Below are 16,017 nucleotides of genomic sequence, written 5' to 3' on the forward strand. Positions count from 1 at the left end.
TAGCATTGCGCTCGCGGCGGTCTATCCACCGTGCAATCCCCTTCCATTTTATGTCCCAGCAAGAGTTCAGCCCATGCATGCCGATTCCATCAAGGCTCTGATGCGCCCAGAGGCCTTCAATCACCCCGTCGCCGATCTGCAGTTGATCGAGACGCACATTTCCTGGGTGATTCTCACCGGTGAATTCGCGTACAAGATCAAAAAGCCCCTCGACCTTGGCTTCCTCGACTTCAGCAGCCTAGACAAACGCCGCGGGTTTTGCGCCGATGAAATCCGCTTAAACCAGCGTTTTGCGCCTGAGCTGTACATCGAATTAACCGCCATTACCGGCACTGAGGCAGCGCCCCACATGGGCGGCACCGGCGACACGCTCGATTACGCCGTCAAGATGCGACAGTTCGACCAACACCAGTTATTAGACGCCATCTATCAACGGGGCGAATTAACCAGCGACCTTATTCGCGCCATCGGTCGCCAGCTGGCCGATACCTACGCCCAACTCCCGCCGCTGTTCCCCACCGAGGGTGCCGGCACCCCGGCAACCCTTGAAGCGGCAATGATCCAGAATTTTGAGCAGATCGGCGCCTACCCACTGCCAGGGCCCGAGCGCGCACAACTGGCACAACTGAATCAGGCCACCACTGCGGCCTACGGCGCGCTCGAAGCCACCATGCAGCAGCGGCTGCGCGATGGTTTTGTGAAAGACCTGCACGGCGACATGCACTTGGGCAACATCGCCTTGGTAGACGGCAATATCCGGTTTTTCGATTGCATCGAATTCAACCCCGGCTTTCGCATCATGGACACCGTGGCTGAAATCGCCTTTATCACCATGGATATGATCGCCCGCGGCGCGCCAGCTGAAGCCCGTCGACTACTGAACAGCTACTTAGAATACAGTGGCGACTACCTGAGCTTGGCACTGCTGGACATGTACCGCAGCTACTACGCCACCGTGCGCGCCAAAGTTACGCTGATGCAATTTAGCCCCGATGACCAGTCGCTGCTAAGTTCGCCCGTGTTCGACAGCTTCCGTCACTATCTTGGCCAAGCACTGAGCTACACCGGCAGCACACAGCCCAGCCTCACCTTAATGCACGGGGTTTCGGGCACCGGCAAAAGCACCCTGGCCCAAGCCCTGTGCGAGCGCACCGGCGCCATCGCCATTCGCTCCGACGTCGAGCGCAAGCGCCTCTTTAACCTCAATCCAGAACAGGCGAGCCTGCCGGAACAAGACATCTACTCCGCCGAGGCCAACACACAAACACTCGAGCAAATCACGGCGCAAGCGCGCCATGTGCTCAACGCCGGTTTCAGCTGCATACTAGACGCCACCTTCCTGCGCGAGAGCGATCGCGCGCCGGCGCTGGCGCTGGCCGAAGCGCTGGCCGTACCAGTCCGCATTGCAGTTTGTGAGGCGCCGGACGCAACCGTGCGCGCCCGCCTCGCCCAGCGGCAAACAGAGGGTCAAGACGCCTCCGAGGCGGGCATTGCGGTGATGGAACAACAGCAACGCCACTACCAACCCCTAACCCACGCGGAACAAGCCTTCGCCGTTGCAATCGATACCACGCAACCGGTGAGCGATGAACTGGTGGCGGCACTCACGCATAAATAACGTCGTTTATAGACACCCATTAATTAACTGTTTACGTTAAAGGCGACTTCGGTCGCTTTTTTATTTTCAGGCAGCCTCATTGGCAATGACACTAAAGTAAAGAGTAGGAGTGGGAGTGGGAGTGGGAGTGGGAGTGGGTGTGGGAATGGGAGCTGGACGAGCAAATAAAAACAGGGAGGCCAGGCCTTTGTGGCGACAATTTAAAAAACAGCAAATGCTACCCACTGTGGACGCCATGCTCGGCAATCGCATCTAGCAGACCAATAACATGACATCTCTCGAACTCATCCTGCCGACAATCATCCTGCTAGCCGCCATCTCCATCCTGTGGAGCACGCTAACAACGGGCATTTCACCCATGATGAGTTCAGCCAAAGCCCGCCAAGCCATGCTCGCCGAAATACAGCAGCCCGCCGATGGACCTATGATTGACCTCGGCTCGGGTTGGGGCACGCTAGTCATCGCCGCCGCCCGAAAATTCCCTCAGCAGCAAGTCATTGGCTACGAGCTGTCGTGGCTGCCATGGCTGGTTTCGTCATTTCTGCAAAGGTTTTACGGTTTGAGCAACCTCACGATACATCGCAAGGATTTCAGAGCTGCAGACATCCACAAAGCGTCAACTCTTCTCTGTTATCTGTTTCCCGCGGGAATGGATGCCTTAGCCAAGCGATTGGCGAGCGAGTGCACCGGTGCAATGCTCATTGTGAGCAACACCTTCGCGCTGCCGGGATTGCCCTCCACTAAGACTCTACGGCTTGACGATATCTACCGAACCCCCATCTACGTTTATCATTGGCCGCCAACAAATTTGCGTATCGCCGATGCATCACCGAAGCAAAGCAACCTGAGCAAAGTAACCTGAGCGAATCATTGCCAATTGATCTCTCGTAGCGCGCGGAAGACTTTCCTTTGAAACGCGGCCCGCGCGGCCGTTGTACCATTTTAAACAACCGATGTGCGCCTTATGCAGCGACATCTTTGAACGACGAGAATTCGTTTTTTCAGCGAACGCAATGGGCCTCGACTGCCGTCGCCAAAAGCTGCTGCAGAGTGCCAGCCGGTGTTACGCATCACCCACAGATTTGTGCACTCCCCACTGAAACGCCTTAAATCAAAACCACCTTAACTTGACTTAAACGATTAAGCGCTTTATTAATGTATCCTTTTGCGTTGCATGCTAAGGCTAATTTGCCTCTTTGCCACAATCGAGGGTGATGTGGCGCGCGCGCCCATTAACTAACCACAAGGACACTTCATGGCCAGCTATTTCGACAAACTGCAGGCATTGCAGGCCAACGCCCACGCGCCCTACTCTCAGTTTCGCGTGGCGGCCATTTTGGTTATGAACGACGGCACCGAAGTCACCGGGGTGAATGTGGAAAATGCGTCCTATGGCGGCACCATTTGCGCCGAGCGCTCGGCCTTTGTGAGTGCCATTTCGCAAACGGGTAAAACCGATCAATTTGCATCTATCCACCTGCTGGCCGGGAAAGGCGACCAGTTCATTATGCCCTGCGGAATGTGCCGACAGGTGATGAGTGAATTTGTGGCCGCCGATTTTCCGGTGTTTTTGTACAACACCGAAGGCAATAGCCGTCAGGTCACCATGGCTGACTTGCTGCCCTACGCCTTCAGCAAAGACGACCTGTAAGCACCCGTGGCCACGCTCAAAGACATCGCCAAAGAACTCGGGGTTTCGGTTGCCACCGTCTCGTACGCCTTAACCGGCCGCGGCTCGGTGAGCCCGGCCATGCGCGACAAGGTGCTGGCTACCGTGGAGCGACTGGGCTATCAGCCCAACCGCAAGGCTCAGGCCATGCGCACCGGCATTACCCGCTGTATCGGCTTGATCATTCCCGATCTCACCAACCCCTTTTTCCCTCAACTGGCCCAAAAAATTGAATTTGAGGCCCGCGCGGTGGGCTTATCAGTGTTTGTGGTGGACTGCCAAAATCAAGCGGTACACGAGGAAGAGGGGCTGAACTTGATGGAGCAGCAGCAGGTGGATGGCGTTATCTGGTGCCCCACCGGCAACCGCTCCACCCAGCGCTTGGCGCGCCTGCGCTGCCCCGTAGTGCTGGTGGATCGGCCGCTGCCCGGCTTTGACGCCGTGCACTCGGACTACCGCGCCGGCGGCCAGCTGCTGGCACAACACGCCATTGAACTGGGGCACCGCACCGTGGGGCTATTGAGTGGCCCGCAGGAAACCGAGAGCGCGCGCCTGCGCCGCGCCGGTTTTGTGGAGGCGGCTGCGGGTCGGCTAGACATTCAATGGGAGGAGGAGGTGCCGTTTTCCTCGGAGCTATCGCCCGCCGCCCGGCAGGCCTTGGCCGCCAGTAAAGCAAGCCTCGTGGTAGCGGCCAATGATTTGATTGCCGTGGGCGCGCTCGATGAGTTGCGCTCTCTGGGCAAACGCGTACCCGAGGATGTGTCCCTCATGGGCTTTGACGACATTCCCTGGTCGGCCCTGATTACCCCCTCGCTCACTACCATTCGCCAACCCATTGCCGCGCTGGCGCACGAAGCGCTGTCGCTGCTAACGGCCAAAATGCTAGACCGCAACCGCCCCGTCAGCACCCGCGTGGTGGGCGTGTCACTGGTTGAGCGCAACTCGGCCATTGCACTGAACCATGGCTAACCCGATTTTTGACGCAATAAGAAAGGACATTTCATGATACTGCGACGCCTCCTGCCCCTGCTGTGCCTGCTGGCACTGCCGGCCTGCGCCAACCCCTCGGACACCCAAAGTCCAGCGGCCCTCACGTTGGTGAGCTGGAATATAGAACATCTGGCCGAGCGCGATGGCGCGGGCTGCCGGCCGCGCAGCGCTGCGGATTACCAAGCGCTGCAAACCTTCGCGGCCAGCCTCAAGGCCGACGTGGTAGCCCTGCAGGAAGTGGAATCCGAAGCCGCACTGGCGCGCGTTTTCCCGAAAAGCGATTGGCAGCTGGTCGTGTCACCGAGAGCCGCCAGCGAAACCTACGACTGCCGCGGCAGCAAGCAGCGCTCAACTCAGCAGCGCGTGGCACTGGCGATCCGCAAGGGCGTGAGCTTCAGCTACGATCCCGCACACAACCTGTCGGCACTGGGTTTAAACGAAGATGGCCTGCGCCATGGCTTAGTGGTGAGCCTCACCGCCACCCAACCGGCCACGGAGCTGCTGGTAATTCACGCCAAGAGCGGCTGCTTCATCGACGACTACCGGCAGGATACCGAGCGCCGCGCCTGCCAGCTGCTCGCCCAGCAAGCCCCCATTCTGGATGGCTGGATTGAGCAGCGCTTGGCCGCCAACACGCCCTTTGCCGTGCTCGGCGATTTTAACAACCGCCTGCTGAAGCCCGGCAATCACCTGTGGCAGGAGCTGCTAGAGATGAATGGCAAACCCGCGGCGCTGATCAACGCGATGCAGGGCCTCAACAGCTGCCACCCGAAATATCCCGACCTGATCGATCACATTTTATTGGGCGGGCCCGCAGCGGCGGGCTTCGAGCGCTTTAGTGCCCGCTCGCACCGCTACCCCGGCGACACCATGCTGGCCGACCACTGCCCCATCAGCGCCAAGCTTGCGCGCAAACTGCCACAGGCCGGCGCGGTAGGCCAAGTCAGTTCGGCGGTAACCTGGACTCGCAACGCTGTGGAATACCGCATGATGACGCAAGCACTGTACGCACAAACACAGGCACATGTGTTATCGACGCCGCGCCAGCACAAAGACCCTTGGGTGGTGTTTATGGATGTGGACGAAACCCTGCTCGACAACAGTGCCTACAACCTCGCCCGCGACCAACAGGGGTTAGGCTTTAGCTCCGACAGCTGGGCCGCCTGGGTGGCCGCCGAACAAGCTGGCGAAGTGCCGGGCGCCAAGGCGTTCGTCAATGCCGTATTGGCCGCCGGCGGTCAGCTGGCGCTGATCACCAATCGCAACCGCGATCAAGATCACCACACCTGGGCTAACTTGCGCGCTCTGGGTTTTGCTATCGACAAGCGCAACACCTGTATCTTGGGTCGCGCGCCCGAGGATAAAGCCGCCGTGGGCCAAGCGGGCATCATCAATGACAAAGATCTACGCCGCCAGCAGGTATTGGCCGGCACCGCCACCGACTGCTGGAAAACCGCATCCGAGGCCAAGCCGCACTGGGCGCGCAAATTGTCATTGGTTTTGGAGGTGGGCGACAACATTCAAGATTTCAGCCAGCAATTACAAGACCGCGCTGATGCCGCCGCACTAGCGCCACGTCAAGGCCGCGACCTGCTGCTCTTGCCCAATGCCATGTACGGCTCTTGGTCACATTAAGTTAGCGTTTCGTTCACCAAAGGCGCAGCTGGGCATCCACCAGCTCGCCAAAACTGCTGCCGTAAAACGGCAGTATGGCATCGGCCACGGGCAGCAATTGACGCTCTAAATAGTGACCGTAATCCAGTGGAGACGGCGCACTCGCGGCCTTGCGCAACGAGACCGGCTCCGGGCCGTTAACGGTGATCCAATAGCTGATCCAGTCGCCGCGCCGGGGCGTTTCACCGGCGGCGTCTAACTGCAACGCGGCTTGTACATGGGGCGGACGATTCTTCGCGTAATCGTGTAATTTGCGCCGCAACCGTTTGCGATATACCAACTGATCGTCGCGCTCGCCGGCCAGCACGCTGGCCACCCACGCCTGCACCCACTCGGCAAATGGCTCGCCGTTAAACAGTTTCCAATACAACTGCGTTTGAAATTCGCGCGCTAACGGCGTCCAATCGGTGCGCACACTCTCCAACCCCTTGAATACCAGCTTTCGCTCATCGCCATCGCGCACGATGCCGGCGTACCTTTTCTTGCTGCCCTGTTCCGAGCCTCGAATCGTGGGCATAAAAAATTGTTCGAAGTGGGTTTCAAATTCAATTTCGAGAGCACTTTGCACGCCGTGCTCGTCCCGCAAATTGTCGCACCACCAGTGATTGAGCGACTGCGCTAGCTGTGCACCCACTTCAGCTGCCGATTGCTCAGCGGCATCTGGCGGCACCCAAACAAATACCGAATCGGTATCGCCATAGATCACATCGAAACCCTGGGTTTCAATCCACTCGCGTGAGCGCTGAATAATTTCGTGGCCGCGCAAGGTGATCGAACTGCATACGCGCGGGTCGAAAAACCGACACCCCTCTGAGCCCAATACGCCGTAAAAGGAATTCATGATAATTTTGATAGCGTGTGACAAGGGCTGATCGTCGGCGCGCTTTGCGGCGTCGCGCGCGGCCCACAATTTCTCAATAATCGCCGGCAGCAGATGTCCGTCTTTTACAAAATAGGCGCCATTGAATCCATCCACATGCAGCTCGGCATTAAAGTCTGCTACGCGCGCCAACCAGTAGCCGCACGGATCGATCAAGAAGCTCCGAATAATGGACGGGTACAAACTTTTGAAGTCGAGCACTATCACATCGGTGTAGACACCGGGTCGCGAGTCCATCACATAGCCGCCGGGGCTAACGATGTCGGATTGCACATCTCCGAGGTTGGGTGCCACAAATCCCGCGCGGTGCAACAGCGGCAAGTAGGCGTACTCGAAGGCGGCCACCGAGCCACCGATGCGATCGAGCGGCAGACCCGTTAAGCGCGCCCGAGCCACCGCGAAATCGAGCAATTTTAGCTTTGCAAAAATATCGCTGACCAACTGACAATCTTGCACGTTGTAAGCGGCCAGTGCCGGCTTATCTTCGCGGTATTGGCGCAAAATTTCTTCGCCGCGATCGGCGTGATCAATGAGTTTTCCCGCACCCAGCACCTGACTCGATACCGACTGCAAACTGAAACTGTCAAAATTATAGGCAGCTGCCTTTAGCAGCTCGATGCCATCGAGCGCCACGCGCCCTGCGATGTGCACATAGCGGCGCTCGCTGTCACCGCCCTCCTCGCGCCAGCGCGGCGCTTTGCCATCGCGCCCAAGGGTAAAGGGCAGGCGCGCGGCATCACAAAATCTCTGCAGCATCCACAGATCGAAACCCACAAGATTCCAACCGATTAAAATATCGGGATCGAGCAGGCGCAATGCCCGTAAAAATTTATCCAAGCAGTCGCGCTCGCTGAGGCAGCCCACCAATTCAACGCCATCATGATCGGCAGTTTCAGCGCCCACCATGTAGACGCGGCGCACGCCTAAGCCCTGCAGTCCGATTGAAAATAGGTGTTTGCCGTCCAGAGACGTTTCGATGTCGACAGACAACACCTTGAGAGACAAACTGATCGGCTCCGTCGCGCGCAACTGGCGCGGGGCGATAAATCCCCGACTCCGGGGGCCCGGCGTAAACTGCACATCGGCAGTGATAAAGCGCTCCATTAAAAAGCGATCGGCGGGCCGAACATCTGACTCCCAGGTGTGCACACCCGCCGCGGTCAGCAACTTAATGGCTTCGCGCTGAATGCGATGCTCCCGGCAATAGAGTCCACTAACGGCCACGCCGTCGTGGCACTTCAATGCCAGCATTTGAGTTCGCCAGCCTGCGAGGCCCACCAAGGCAGTGGCAAGCTGGTCATGCTGTGCGGCGCTATAAAAACACACACTCTCCTGGCCAGTAATGCGCAGCGCTCTGGGCCCTTCAGATGTGTGCAGCCACAGCTCCAACGCCAATCCAGAACGGCTATCGCGCCAGTCGCGCGTCAACAAAAAACCCCGCTCGTCGAGCGGGGTTTGGGTGTGTCGAACAGGATCATTCACTTGCGATCAACCTTGAGACAGCAACTCGCGCAAATCAATAATGGCGGCGTTAGCGCGGGAAATATAGTTGGCCATCACCAAGGAGTGGTTCGCCAACATGCCAAAACCAGAGCCGTTGAGTACCATGGGACTGCGCAAGGTCTCCTGGGTTGATTCCAGCTCACGGATAATTTGTTGCAGACTCACGCGCGCGTTTTTCTTTTCGAGCACGTCGGCAAAATCCACCTCGATGGCCTTGAGCAAATGCAGCAATGCCCAGGCCGTACCGCGCGCCTCGTAGAAAACATCGTCAATTTCAAACCACCCCGTTTTAATGACCAACTCGCGCGGTGTTGCAGTAGATTGTTGCGCCGCAGTATCTCCCGCAAGATCGGTATTGATGCGCACTTTTTCAACACTGGCCGACAAGCGTTGCGACAAACTGCCCAGTCGCGACTCCACGGTGCGCAGCCAATAGTTGAGGTTATCGGCACGCGCATAAAATTGTGCGTCTTGCGCTTGATCATCCACCAGGCGCGTTAGGTAATGGTTGAGTTTGGTAATACCTTCAGCGTATTGAGATTCCGTGGATGGCCACACCCAGCTGTTGTGGTCAAAGTTAAATCTGGGCTCCGCCAACGTGAGATCGGGATCTTCGCGCGACTGTGACTGGGAGCGACTAAACGCCTCGCGCATGGCCTTGCTCATGTCGCGCACTTGAATCAATACCCCGTACTCCCAGTTGGGCAGGTTATCCATCCACACGCCTGGAGGGGCAATATCATTGCTGAAGTAGCCGCCGGGCTTGTGCAACAGCTGATCGGCCAGCTCAATCAACGTTGCGGTAGTCACCGCACCTACAACTTGGCGCTTGCGTTGATCCAACACCGGCACCCGTTGCTCTGCTATAGCGCGCACATCAAAGCCGTCGGGTTCAGTGCTCCAAAAAAAACCGAGCCCCGCGATAACTAGCAGCAGCAATAACACCAGGCCCACGGCCCAGCGCCAAAGCGGGCTTTCGACAGCCCAATCTTCGCGCACGTCGGCACTGTAATCCGCTAATTTGCGTTTGCGTTGCTGCCAAAACTGTTTCACTTTATTAAACGCCATGGGCGTTGCGTTCCTTGTCGGTTAGTGATTGTGGTGTGGCATTGCATCGGCGGGCGATAACACGCGCGCCACTGCCTTTACTTTTTCGCCATTGCTGAATTTAAATTCAACCGGCAACTCTGTACCGGCCTTAAGCGGCTGGCGCAATTGAAACAACATGACGTGGTAGCCACCGGGCGCAAGCGTTACGCTGGACCGGCCGGCCACACTTACGCCAGTGACTCGGCGCATGCGCATCATGCCACCCTCTTCGTTGTGGGCGTGCAATTCGGCCTTGTCGACGCCGTCAACTACCACAGCCACCAACTGTGTTGCCTTGCGTTCGGTGTTTTCTATGGTGGCAAACAAGGCTGATGTATTGGTGCCCGGTACTGACTCGCGGGCCCAGGCATCGCTTACCAACATTTCTGCGCTTAGCCAAGATGACCAGAGCAAACCCAACAACAATCCACTGCGCAAAATCATGAAATATTCCTGTCTACGACGTTATTTGTAGCGCTATGAGCACCGTTTATTTTAACTCTATGAGCATTATCGATCGCTATCCTTTTGGCAGCTCCGCGGCGGGACGCCCCAGCAAATAACCCTGGCCGCCATCGAGGCCCAAACGGTGAATTTGCGCCCACTCAGCGTCGGTTTCAACGCCTTCGGCTAGCAGCAACATATCACAGCTATGCGCTATCTGAGCCAGCGATTTTACGAAGAATTGATTGTCTTGGCGAGTCTCTAACTGGCTGATAAAACTGCGATCAACCTTCAAGCAATACAGGGGCAAGGTTTGCAAATAATTAAACGCACTGCCCGCCACGCCAAAGTGATCAAGCGCCACCCGTACACCCCACTCAGAAACACTCTGCACCAAGTGTTTAAATGCATCACCATGACTCAACACCACAGACTCCGACACCTCCAACACCAAATTGCGTGCGAGCTTCGGATGCTCCGAAAGGAATTGTTGGATCCAATTTCGAAAACTAGGCAACGCCACCGAGCGCGGCGATAAATTCACAGAAAATTGTTTATCCTCTTGTAACGATCGCTCAGCCAGTAGCGACAACACACAGCGATCAAGCGCATCGGACAAGGCAAAGCGCTCCACCTGCGGCAAAAAACTGCCCGCATTTTGCAACTGGCCATCAATATCCATGCGCACCAGCACTTCACTGTGCAGCAGGTTTCGATCGCGATCGAATACGGGTTGAAAATAAAGCTGAAGCAAACTCTCATCGATGATGCCGCGCAATAATTTGCGCCACTCACCAGCGGGCCGAACGCCATCGCTCTGCTGCGTCAGCAGGCACCAATAGTCCTCCGCTTGGTGTTGTGCAGCGCGCAGTGCCGCATCAGCACGACTGAGCAGTTGGCTGTCGAGCGTGACACTGGGTTCATGCACCGCCCCCAAATGAAACGGCAAAGCGCCACTCGGCCAGCTGATCGTATGCAGCTCTTCAATTAATTGAGCACACAGGGTTTCGGTTTGCAGTCGATCGATGCCGGGCACAAACATGCAAAAGTCGGCGCCGCCACGGCGCGAGACAATAGCGCCGGGCCAGGTCATCAACAAGGGTTTCAAAGTGTTGGCAATGGTGGCCAACAATCGGTCGCCGGCCTCGCGACCAAGCTGTTCGTTGTACTCCTGCAGGTTTGACAGCTGCCCAAGCAACAGCGCGCCGTCGCCGCCGCCCTGCTCCGATTTTAGAAATGCCTCCAGCCGCGCATCAAAATCCACGCGATTGGACAGCCCGGTCACGGGATCGACGTGAGACGCGCGATGGAGCGATTCTGTAAGCTCGATTTGCTCGTTAAACATATCGCGAATTTTCGCCACCATGCGATTCATGGCCTGCACCATACTGCGCAATTCACGGGCGCGCGGCTCGCGCTGCTGCTCTGGAAACTCGCGCCGGCAAATCGCCTCCGCCTGCCGCTCCACTTTTTTTAACGGCCGCAACAAGAAATGCAGCGAGACGCCCGCCATGCCATAGGCCAGCACCGCGGTAAACGCGAACAACCACAACTGCTCTCGGAATACGCGCCACAGATCCCGATAGGCTAATCCCGTATGACCCACCACCTGAATTTTGCCCAAGCGGAACCACCCGTTGATAACCTCGGATTCACCTTTGGGGTTTGGAATTTTTATGAGATCGATAAACCACTGCGGCACACTATCCACCTGCACCGGCGTTTCGCGCACCACCACTTGCTCGCCATCGAGATTGGCATAACTGATACGCTGGTAATATCCGCGATCGAAGATGACATCCACCATTGAACCAATGAGTGCGGCATCTTTTTCCTGAGCGGCTTGAGAGATACTAAAGCCCAGCGCGGTAGCGGTATCTTGCGCGTGCACCTGCATTTGTTCAAAAAAGTGGGTGCGCGCGTTGTAGACGCTGACGGTCATATTGCCCGCCAATAAAATCACTACGAGCAGGGTAATGGATAACACCAATTGACGCAGTAAACTCACACGGGCTCCTTATGTATTCGATCGCAACCCCATCCCTAGCAGGCGCCATTGAGAAACAGTACTTCGTTGAGACATCCATCCAGAGCGCCCAGCAGACGCCAACACATTTCGGCTACCCTAACAGAATAGCAGCCGAGAATACCCCGCCACCGGCTGGAGCGGTAAAAATTCCAGACGGTTTACCCACTTATTACTGCCGCGGGCACCCGAACGATGTGCGGTGTGGCTGACAGGTCCGTGGAGGCGCTAAAAAACACCTCGGGAACCGCGCGCTTTAGCTGGGCATAGACCCAGCGCGCTTCGGCGTCGGTGCGGGTGTAGATGACGATCCGCTCGCCACTATTGGCCAACTCCTGCGCCAGATCTTGCAACCTCGCTGCCAGTGCCGCCCGGCGCTCGGCCAGTGCCTCCGCGTCCAGCGCCATGACGCTGCCCTCGCCCCGGGCCAGCAATCGCTGCTCCTGCTCCACCAGCGACTGGCGCAGATCGCGCGCCAAGTGATTGGCGGGATTTAACGCTAGTGCGCGATCAAGCAACGCATAGGCACGGCTCATATTGCCTCGACTAAGCGCCGCATTCGCCAACCCTACAAAGCGGCGATCGGCGAGCGCCAAACCCCGCTGGGCGCGCACATTGTTTGGGTCCAGCGCCAGCGCGCGCCGATATAAGTTGACCGCACTGTTGCGCCAGGGGCGACTGAGGTGGTCGTCAGCCAGCGCGCGGTCGGCAACGGCCACATATTCCTGCGCCTGCGCCAAAGGCTCCACGCTCTGCGGTACAAAGGCCGCCGGTCGAATGCGTTCGACCACTTGACTGCAACCAGCCAGCCAGACAATGGCCACACAAACTAACGCACGGCCCCACACTGTAAACTTCACCAAACCAAAACCCATCTAATCTGAACAAACACAAACGTCGAATCGCCGCAGGTGCACGTTTTTATCTACGCGGCAGTGTTACCCTTGGCAGTGGTTCGCAAGCCCATTAAGCTGCCCGACCAGCAATGATCAATAACCTATGGCGGCATTGAGATTGTCCGTCATAGATTTTAAGCCTGACAAACATGAGCCGAGCCCACATGCCGACTGCCAAAAACCGCGCCCAGTGTGCCCCAACCGCCACCGTCCTGCCAAGTTTGCGCTACCTAATCCTGCTCGGGCTCATACTCTGCCAGAGCGCGCTGGCACAGTTTTCGACCGCGAACAATTTAGATCAAAGCCCCGAGTTTTTGCCCGTCGAAGAGGCCTACCAAAGCCTGCCCGAGATGACCCCTAACGGCCTCAATATTCAATGGCAAATTAGCCCCGGCTATTACCTCTACCAAGAGCGCTTCAAAATTGCTGTGGAGCTGGGCGGGCAGCGCAAGGATTACAGCCCGAGCTGGCCAGCGGGCAAACGCAAATATGACGACTACTTCGAGCGCGAACTTGAGGTTTACTATCAGCAGGTCAACATTCAACTGCCCGCCACGGCAACCCCGGAAGGTCAAGATTTCATCCTGCACCTAGAATCTCAAGGCTGTGCCGATTTAGGGCTCTGCTATCCGCCGCGCAACCAGCGCTTTAGCTTCGACGCCAGCAGCAACAGCTTTACCGAATTGCCGCCCCAGCTGCCCGGCCCACAAAACCTCACAGATCTGCCCGTGGCGGATGTGCCAACAACCGATACCAGTTGGCTGCTGGCCGTTGTATTGGCAATGCTCGGCGGCGCAATCCTCAACTTGATGCCCTGCGTGTTTCCAGTTTTATCGATCAAAGCGCTCAGCCTCGCCAATAGCGGTGAAGATGCGAGCCACCGGCGCCAGCACGGCTGGGCCTACACCGCCGGCGTGGTGCTCTCTTTTGTGGCAATCGCCGCTGCATTGCTGCTCGTGCGCGCGGGCGGCGAAGCCGTTGGCTGGGGCTTTCAGTTGCAATCACCGGCGTTAGTACTGGGCTTGGTGTACCTGTTTTTTATCTTGGGCATGGCGCTTCTGGGCGTGCTGGAGTTGGGCAGCGGGCTCTCTAATGTCGGCGGCAAGCTCGCTGCTAAAGGCGGCCTCAAAGGCTCGTTTTTTACAGGAATGCTCGCCACCCTGGTCGCCAGTCCCTGCACGGCACCTTTTATGGGCACTGCGCTGGGTTATGCGATGACTCAACCGGCCCTGGCCAGCCTGTCGGTGTTTGCCGCGCTCGGTCTGGGCATGGCATTGCCCTTCTTAGCGCTGACCTACGTGCCCAATTTGCACCGGTGGCTGCCCAAGCCCGGCGCCTGGATGGAAACTTTCAAAGAGCTGCTGGCCTTTCCGCTCTTGCTTACCGCCATATGGCTGCTGTGGGTTTTGGGCAGACAAACCGGCGCCGATCACCTCGCCCTCGCCCTGTGCGGACTGCTCAGTCTGGGCTTTAGCCTGTGGCTTTGGCGCAAGCGCGGAACCGTCAACCGACTGATCGCGCTGGCCGCGGTGGCGCTCGCTATCTACTTGCCCGCCAACGTGCAGGAACAGCAGGACGATGGCTGGCAGCCCTATCAAGCCAGCAGTTGGCAGTCGGTGCGTGCGCAAGGCCGCCCCGTTTTTGTCAATGTCACGGCCGACTGGTGCCTCACTTGCCTTGCCAACGAAAAGTTGGTGTTTAGCCAGCGGGAGGTACAAATAGAGATAGCCGACGCCGATTTACAGCTAATCAAGGCGGATTGGACCCGATACAACCCCGAAATCACCCAATTGCTAGCGCAATATCAGCGCAACGGCGTGCCGCTCTACCTCATGTTTCCCGCCAACCCCGAGGCCGACCCCGAAGTTTTGCCGCAAATTCTTACCCCCGACAGCTTTACGGACGCCTTGGAACGAGCGCTATCCGCACAATAGCTGCACGTTAAGCGAAAATGGCGACCCAATGGTCGCCATTTTCGAGACTTTGTTCAAAAAAGCCCTCTTCTCCCCCTAAACTGCCCATTATGGGGCGGCATTTGACGCTAACGTGTTACAACGCAGCACTCCAATGCCAGTTAAAACAAGCGTTTTGATGCTATCTTCTTCGAACAGGTCGCTATAGTGCCAGAAAGTATCATTTTGCCTCTGTTATCGTGGACATGGAGTCACAATTGGGGCAAACTCCCGCTCTACTCGAAGTCAGCTTCCCTCTTTTCTGGATGTTTGACGACGTTCCACCACTGTTCGCAGCTTGATGAGGTGAAAACCCCACAATGGCAACCATTTTGGTGTTACACGGCCCCAACCTTAATCTGCTCGGTACGCGCGAGCCCGAGGTGTATGGCGCCACCACGCTGACTGACATCAACCAGCGGCTAACTGAGCGCTGCCTGTCTAGCGGCCACCACCTGCAGGCCCTGCAAAGCAATGCGGAATACGAACTGATCGAGCGCATTCACGACGCCAAGCGCGAACAGGTGGATTTTATAATTTTTAATCCCGCCGCCTTTACCCACACCAGCATTGCGTTGCGCGATGCGTTATTGGCGGTCGGCATACCTTTCATCGAAGTGCACATTTCCAACGTGCATCAACGTGAATCTTTTCGACACCACTCCTATTTCTCTGATGTAGCAGTGGGCGTTATCTGTGGGCTGGGAGCCCAAGGTTACGAGCTGGCACTGGAAGCCGCCCTGAATCAATTAGCTAAATAGCTTTAAACCTTAACAAGACTAAGAGCCGCAAGGCCCAACACAAAGTGAGAGTGTGATGGATATTCGCAAAATTAAAAAATTGATTGAGCTGCTGGAAGAATCCGACATCGGCGAAATCGAAATTAAAGAGGGTGAAGAATCTGTGCGCATCAGCCGTGGCAGCAGCCACCAGCCAATGATGCCCATGCAGTACAGCATGCAAGCACCAGCTGCCGCACCGGCCGTAGCCCCCGCTCCCGCAGCACCCGTTGCCGACGCCCCCAAGGCCGAAGTCTCCAATGGTCATGCGGTGAAATCGCCCATGGTTGGCACCTTCTATCGCAGCCCAAGCCCAAGCTCAGACCCCTTCATTGAAGTGGGTAAACACGTAAAACCCGGCGATGTCATTTGCATCATCGAAGCCATGAAAATGATGAACCAGATCGAAGCCGACAAAGCCGGCATCATCGAAGCCATTTTGGTTGAAGACGGCGAGCCCGTTGAATTTGATCAACCACTAGTCACCATCGTTTAAA

The 16,017-nt window shown here is 57.1% G+C and carries 13 protein-coding genes; 8 read left to right on the top strand and 5 right to left on the bottom strand.

Annotated features, from left to right (window positions below; all coding sequences use genetic code 11):
- The first annotated feature begins 73 nt into the window (after nucleotides 1-73).
- The 5 genes from FHS30_RS13345 (at nucleotide 74) to FHS30_RS13365 (ending at nucleotide 5,912) form a co-directional block, all read left to right on the top strand.
- Complete coding sequence (locus FHS30_RS13345; RefSeq protein WP_183911011.1) at nucleotides 74-1,618, top strand: bifunctional aminoglycoside phosphotransferase/ATP-binding protein; 1,545 nt, start codon at nucleotides 74-76, stop codon at nucleotides 1,616-1,618.
- A 268-nt stretch (nucleotides 1,619-1,886) separates the two neighbouring features.
- Complete coding sequence (locus tag FHS30_RS13350) at nucleotides 1,887-2,480, top strand: methyltransferase (RefSeq protein WP_183911012.1); 594 nt, start codon at nucleotides 1,887-1,889, stop codon at nucleotides 2,478-2,480.
- Between the two features lie 393 nt (nucleotides 2,481-2,873).
- On the top strand, nucleotides 2,874-3,269 hold the full coding sequence (gene cdd, locus FHS30_RS13355) for a cytidine deaminase (RefSeq protein ID WP_183911013.1): 396 nt from the start codon (nucleotides 2,874-2,876) through the stop codon (nucleotides 3,267-3,269).
- A 6-nt stretch (nucleotides 3,270-3,275) separates the two neighbouring features.
- Nucleotides 3,276-4,256, top strand: coding sequence for a substrate-binding domain-containing protein (locus FHS30_RS13360; protein ID WP_183911014.1), 981 nt, complete (start codon nucleotides 3,276-3,278; stop codon nucleotides 4,254-4,256).
- Nucleotides 4,257-4,289: 33 nt separating this feature from the next.
- A complete protein-coding gene (locus FHS30_RS13365) occupies nucleotides 4,290-5,912 on the top strand; it encodes an HAD family acid phosphatase (protein WP_183911015.1) in 1,623 nt (540 codons plus the stop codon).
- Nucleotides 5,913-5,925: 13 nt separating this feature from the next.
- On the opposite strand, the gene FHS30_RS13370 is transcribed toward FHS30_RS13365, so the two are convergent.
- From FHS30_RS13370 to FHS30_RS13390, 5 genes are all read right to left on the bottom strand, one after another.
- Entirely contained in the window at nucleotides 5,926-8,313 is a 2,388-nt protein-coding gene (locus tag FHS30_RS13370) for a DNA polymerase II (RefSeq protein ID WP_183911016.1), read from the bottom strand.
- Between the two features lie 6 nt (nucleotides 8,314-8,319).
- Nucleotides 8,320-9,402: a DUF2333 family protein gene (locus FHS30_RS13375; protein ID WP_183911017.1), complete on the bottom strand. Its 1,083-nt coding sequence runs from the start codon at nucleotides 9,400-9,402 to the stop codon at nucleotides 8,320-8,322.
- A gap of 21 nt (nucleotides 9,403-9,423) precedes the next feature.
- Nucleotides 9,424-9,867, bottom strand: coding sequence for a copper chaperone PCu(A)C (locus FHS30_RS13380; protein ID WP_183911018.1), 444 nt, complete (start codon nucleotides 9,865-9,867; stop codon nucleotides 9,424-9,426).
- Between the two features lie 76 nt (nucleotides 9,868-9,943).
- Nucleotides 9,944-11,875, bottom strand: coding sequence for an EAL domain-containing protein (locus FHS30_RS13385; protein WP_183911019.1), 1,932 nt, complete (start codon nucleotides 11,873-11,875; stop codon nucleotides 9,944-9,946).
- Nucleotides 11,876-12,054: 179 nt separating this feature from the next.
- Nucleotides 12,055-12,753, bottom strand: coding sequence for a tetratricopeptide repeat protein (locus FHS30_RS13390; protein WP_183911020.1), 699 nt, complete (start codon nucleotides 12,751-12,753; stop codon nucleotides 12,055-12,057).
- A 200-nt stretch (nucleotides 12,754-12,953) separates the two neighbouring features.
- Here FHS30_RS13390 and FHS30_RS13395 point away from each other — a divergent pair, with 200 nt between their 5' ends.
- The 3 genes from FHS30_RS13395 (at nucleotide 12,954) to accB (ending at nucleotide 16,016) form a co-directional block, all read left to right on the top strand.
- Nucleotides 12,954-14,723, top strand: a complete 1,770-nt coding sequence (locus FHS30_RS13395) for a protein-disulfide reductase DsbD family protein (RefSeq protein WP_246341348.1) — start codon at nucleotides 12,954-12,956, stop codon at nucleotides 14,721-14,723.
- A gap of 338 nt (nucleotides 14,724-15,061) precedes the next feature.
- Nucleotides 15,062-15,502, top strand: coding sequence for a type II 3-dehydroquinate dehydratase (gene aroQ, locus FHS30_RS13400; protein WP_183911022.1), 441 nt, complete (start codon nucleotides 15,062-15,064; stop codon nucleotides 15,500-15,502).
- A gap of 55 nt (nucleotides 15,503-15,557) precedes the next feature.
- Nucleotides 15,558-16,016, top strand: a complete 459-nt coding sequence (accB, locus tag FHS30_RS13405; RefSeq protein ID WP_183911023.1) for an acetyl-CoA carboxylase biotin carboxyl carrier protein — start codon at nucleotides 15,558-15,560, stop codon at nucleotides 16,014-16,016.
- Nucleotide 16,017 lies beyond the last annotated feature (1 nt).

Origin of the sequence: Simiduia aestuariiviva (genome assembly GCF_014192475.1) — a bacterium.
In the GTDB taxonomy this organism is placed as follows: domain Bacteria; phylum Pseudomonadota; class Gammaproteobacteria; order Pseudomonadales; family Cellvibrionaceae; genus Simiduia; species Simiduia aestuariiviva.

Coding starts and splice junctions, on each gene's coding strand:
- FHS30_RS13395 (WP_246341348.1), top strand. CDS start 12,954: ATGCCGACTGCCAAAAACCGCGCCCAGTGTGCCCCAACCGCCACCGTC.
- FHS30_RS13375 (WP_183911017.1), bottom strand. CDS start 9,402: ATGGCGTTTAATAAAGTGAAACAGTTTTGGCAGCAACGCAAACGCAAA.
- aroQ (WP_183911022.1), top strand. CDS start 15,062: ATGGCAACCATTTTGGTGTTACACGGCCCCAACCTTAATCTGCTCGGT.
- FHS30_RS13345 (WP_183911011.1), top strand. CDS start 74: ATGCATGCCGATTCCATCAAGGCTCTGATGCGCCCAGAGGCCTTCAAT.
- cdd (WP_183911013.1), top strand. CDS start 2,874: ATGGCCAGCTATTTCGACAAACTGCAGGCATTGCAGGCCAACGCCCAC.
- FHS30_RS13380 (WP_183911018.1), bottom strand. CDS start 9,867: ATGATTTTGCGCAGTGGATTGTTGTTGGGTTTGCTCTGGTCATCTTGG.
- accB (WP_183911023.1), top strand. CDS start 15,558: ATGGATATTCGCAAAATTAAAAAATTGATTGAGCTGCTGGAAGAATCC.
- FHS30_RS13350 (WP_183911012.1), top strand. CDS start 1,887: ATGACATCTCTCGAACTCATCCTGCCGACAATCATCCTGCTAGCCGCC.
- FHS30_RS13365 (WP_183911015.1), top strand. CDS start 4,290: ATGATACTGCGACGCCTCCTGCCCCTGCTGTGCCTGCTGGCACTGCCG.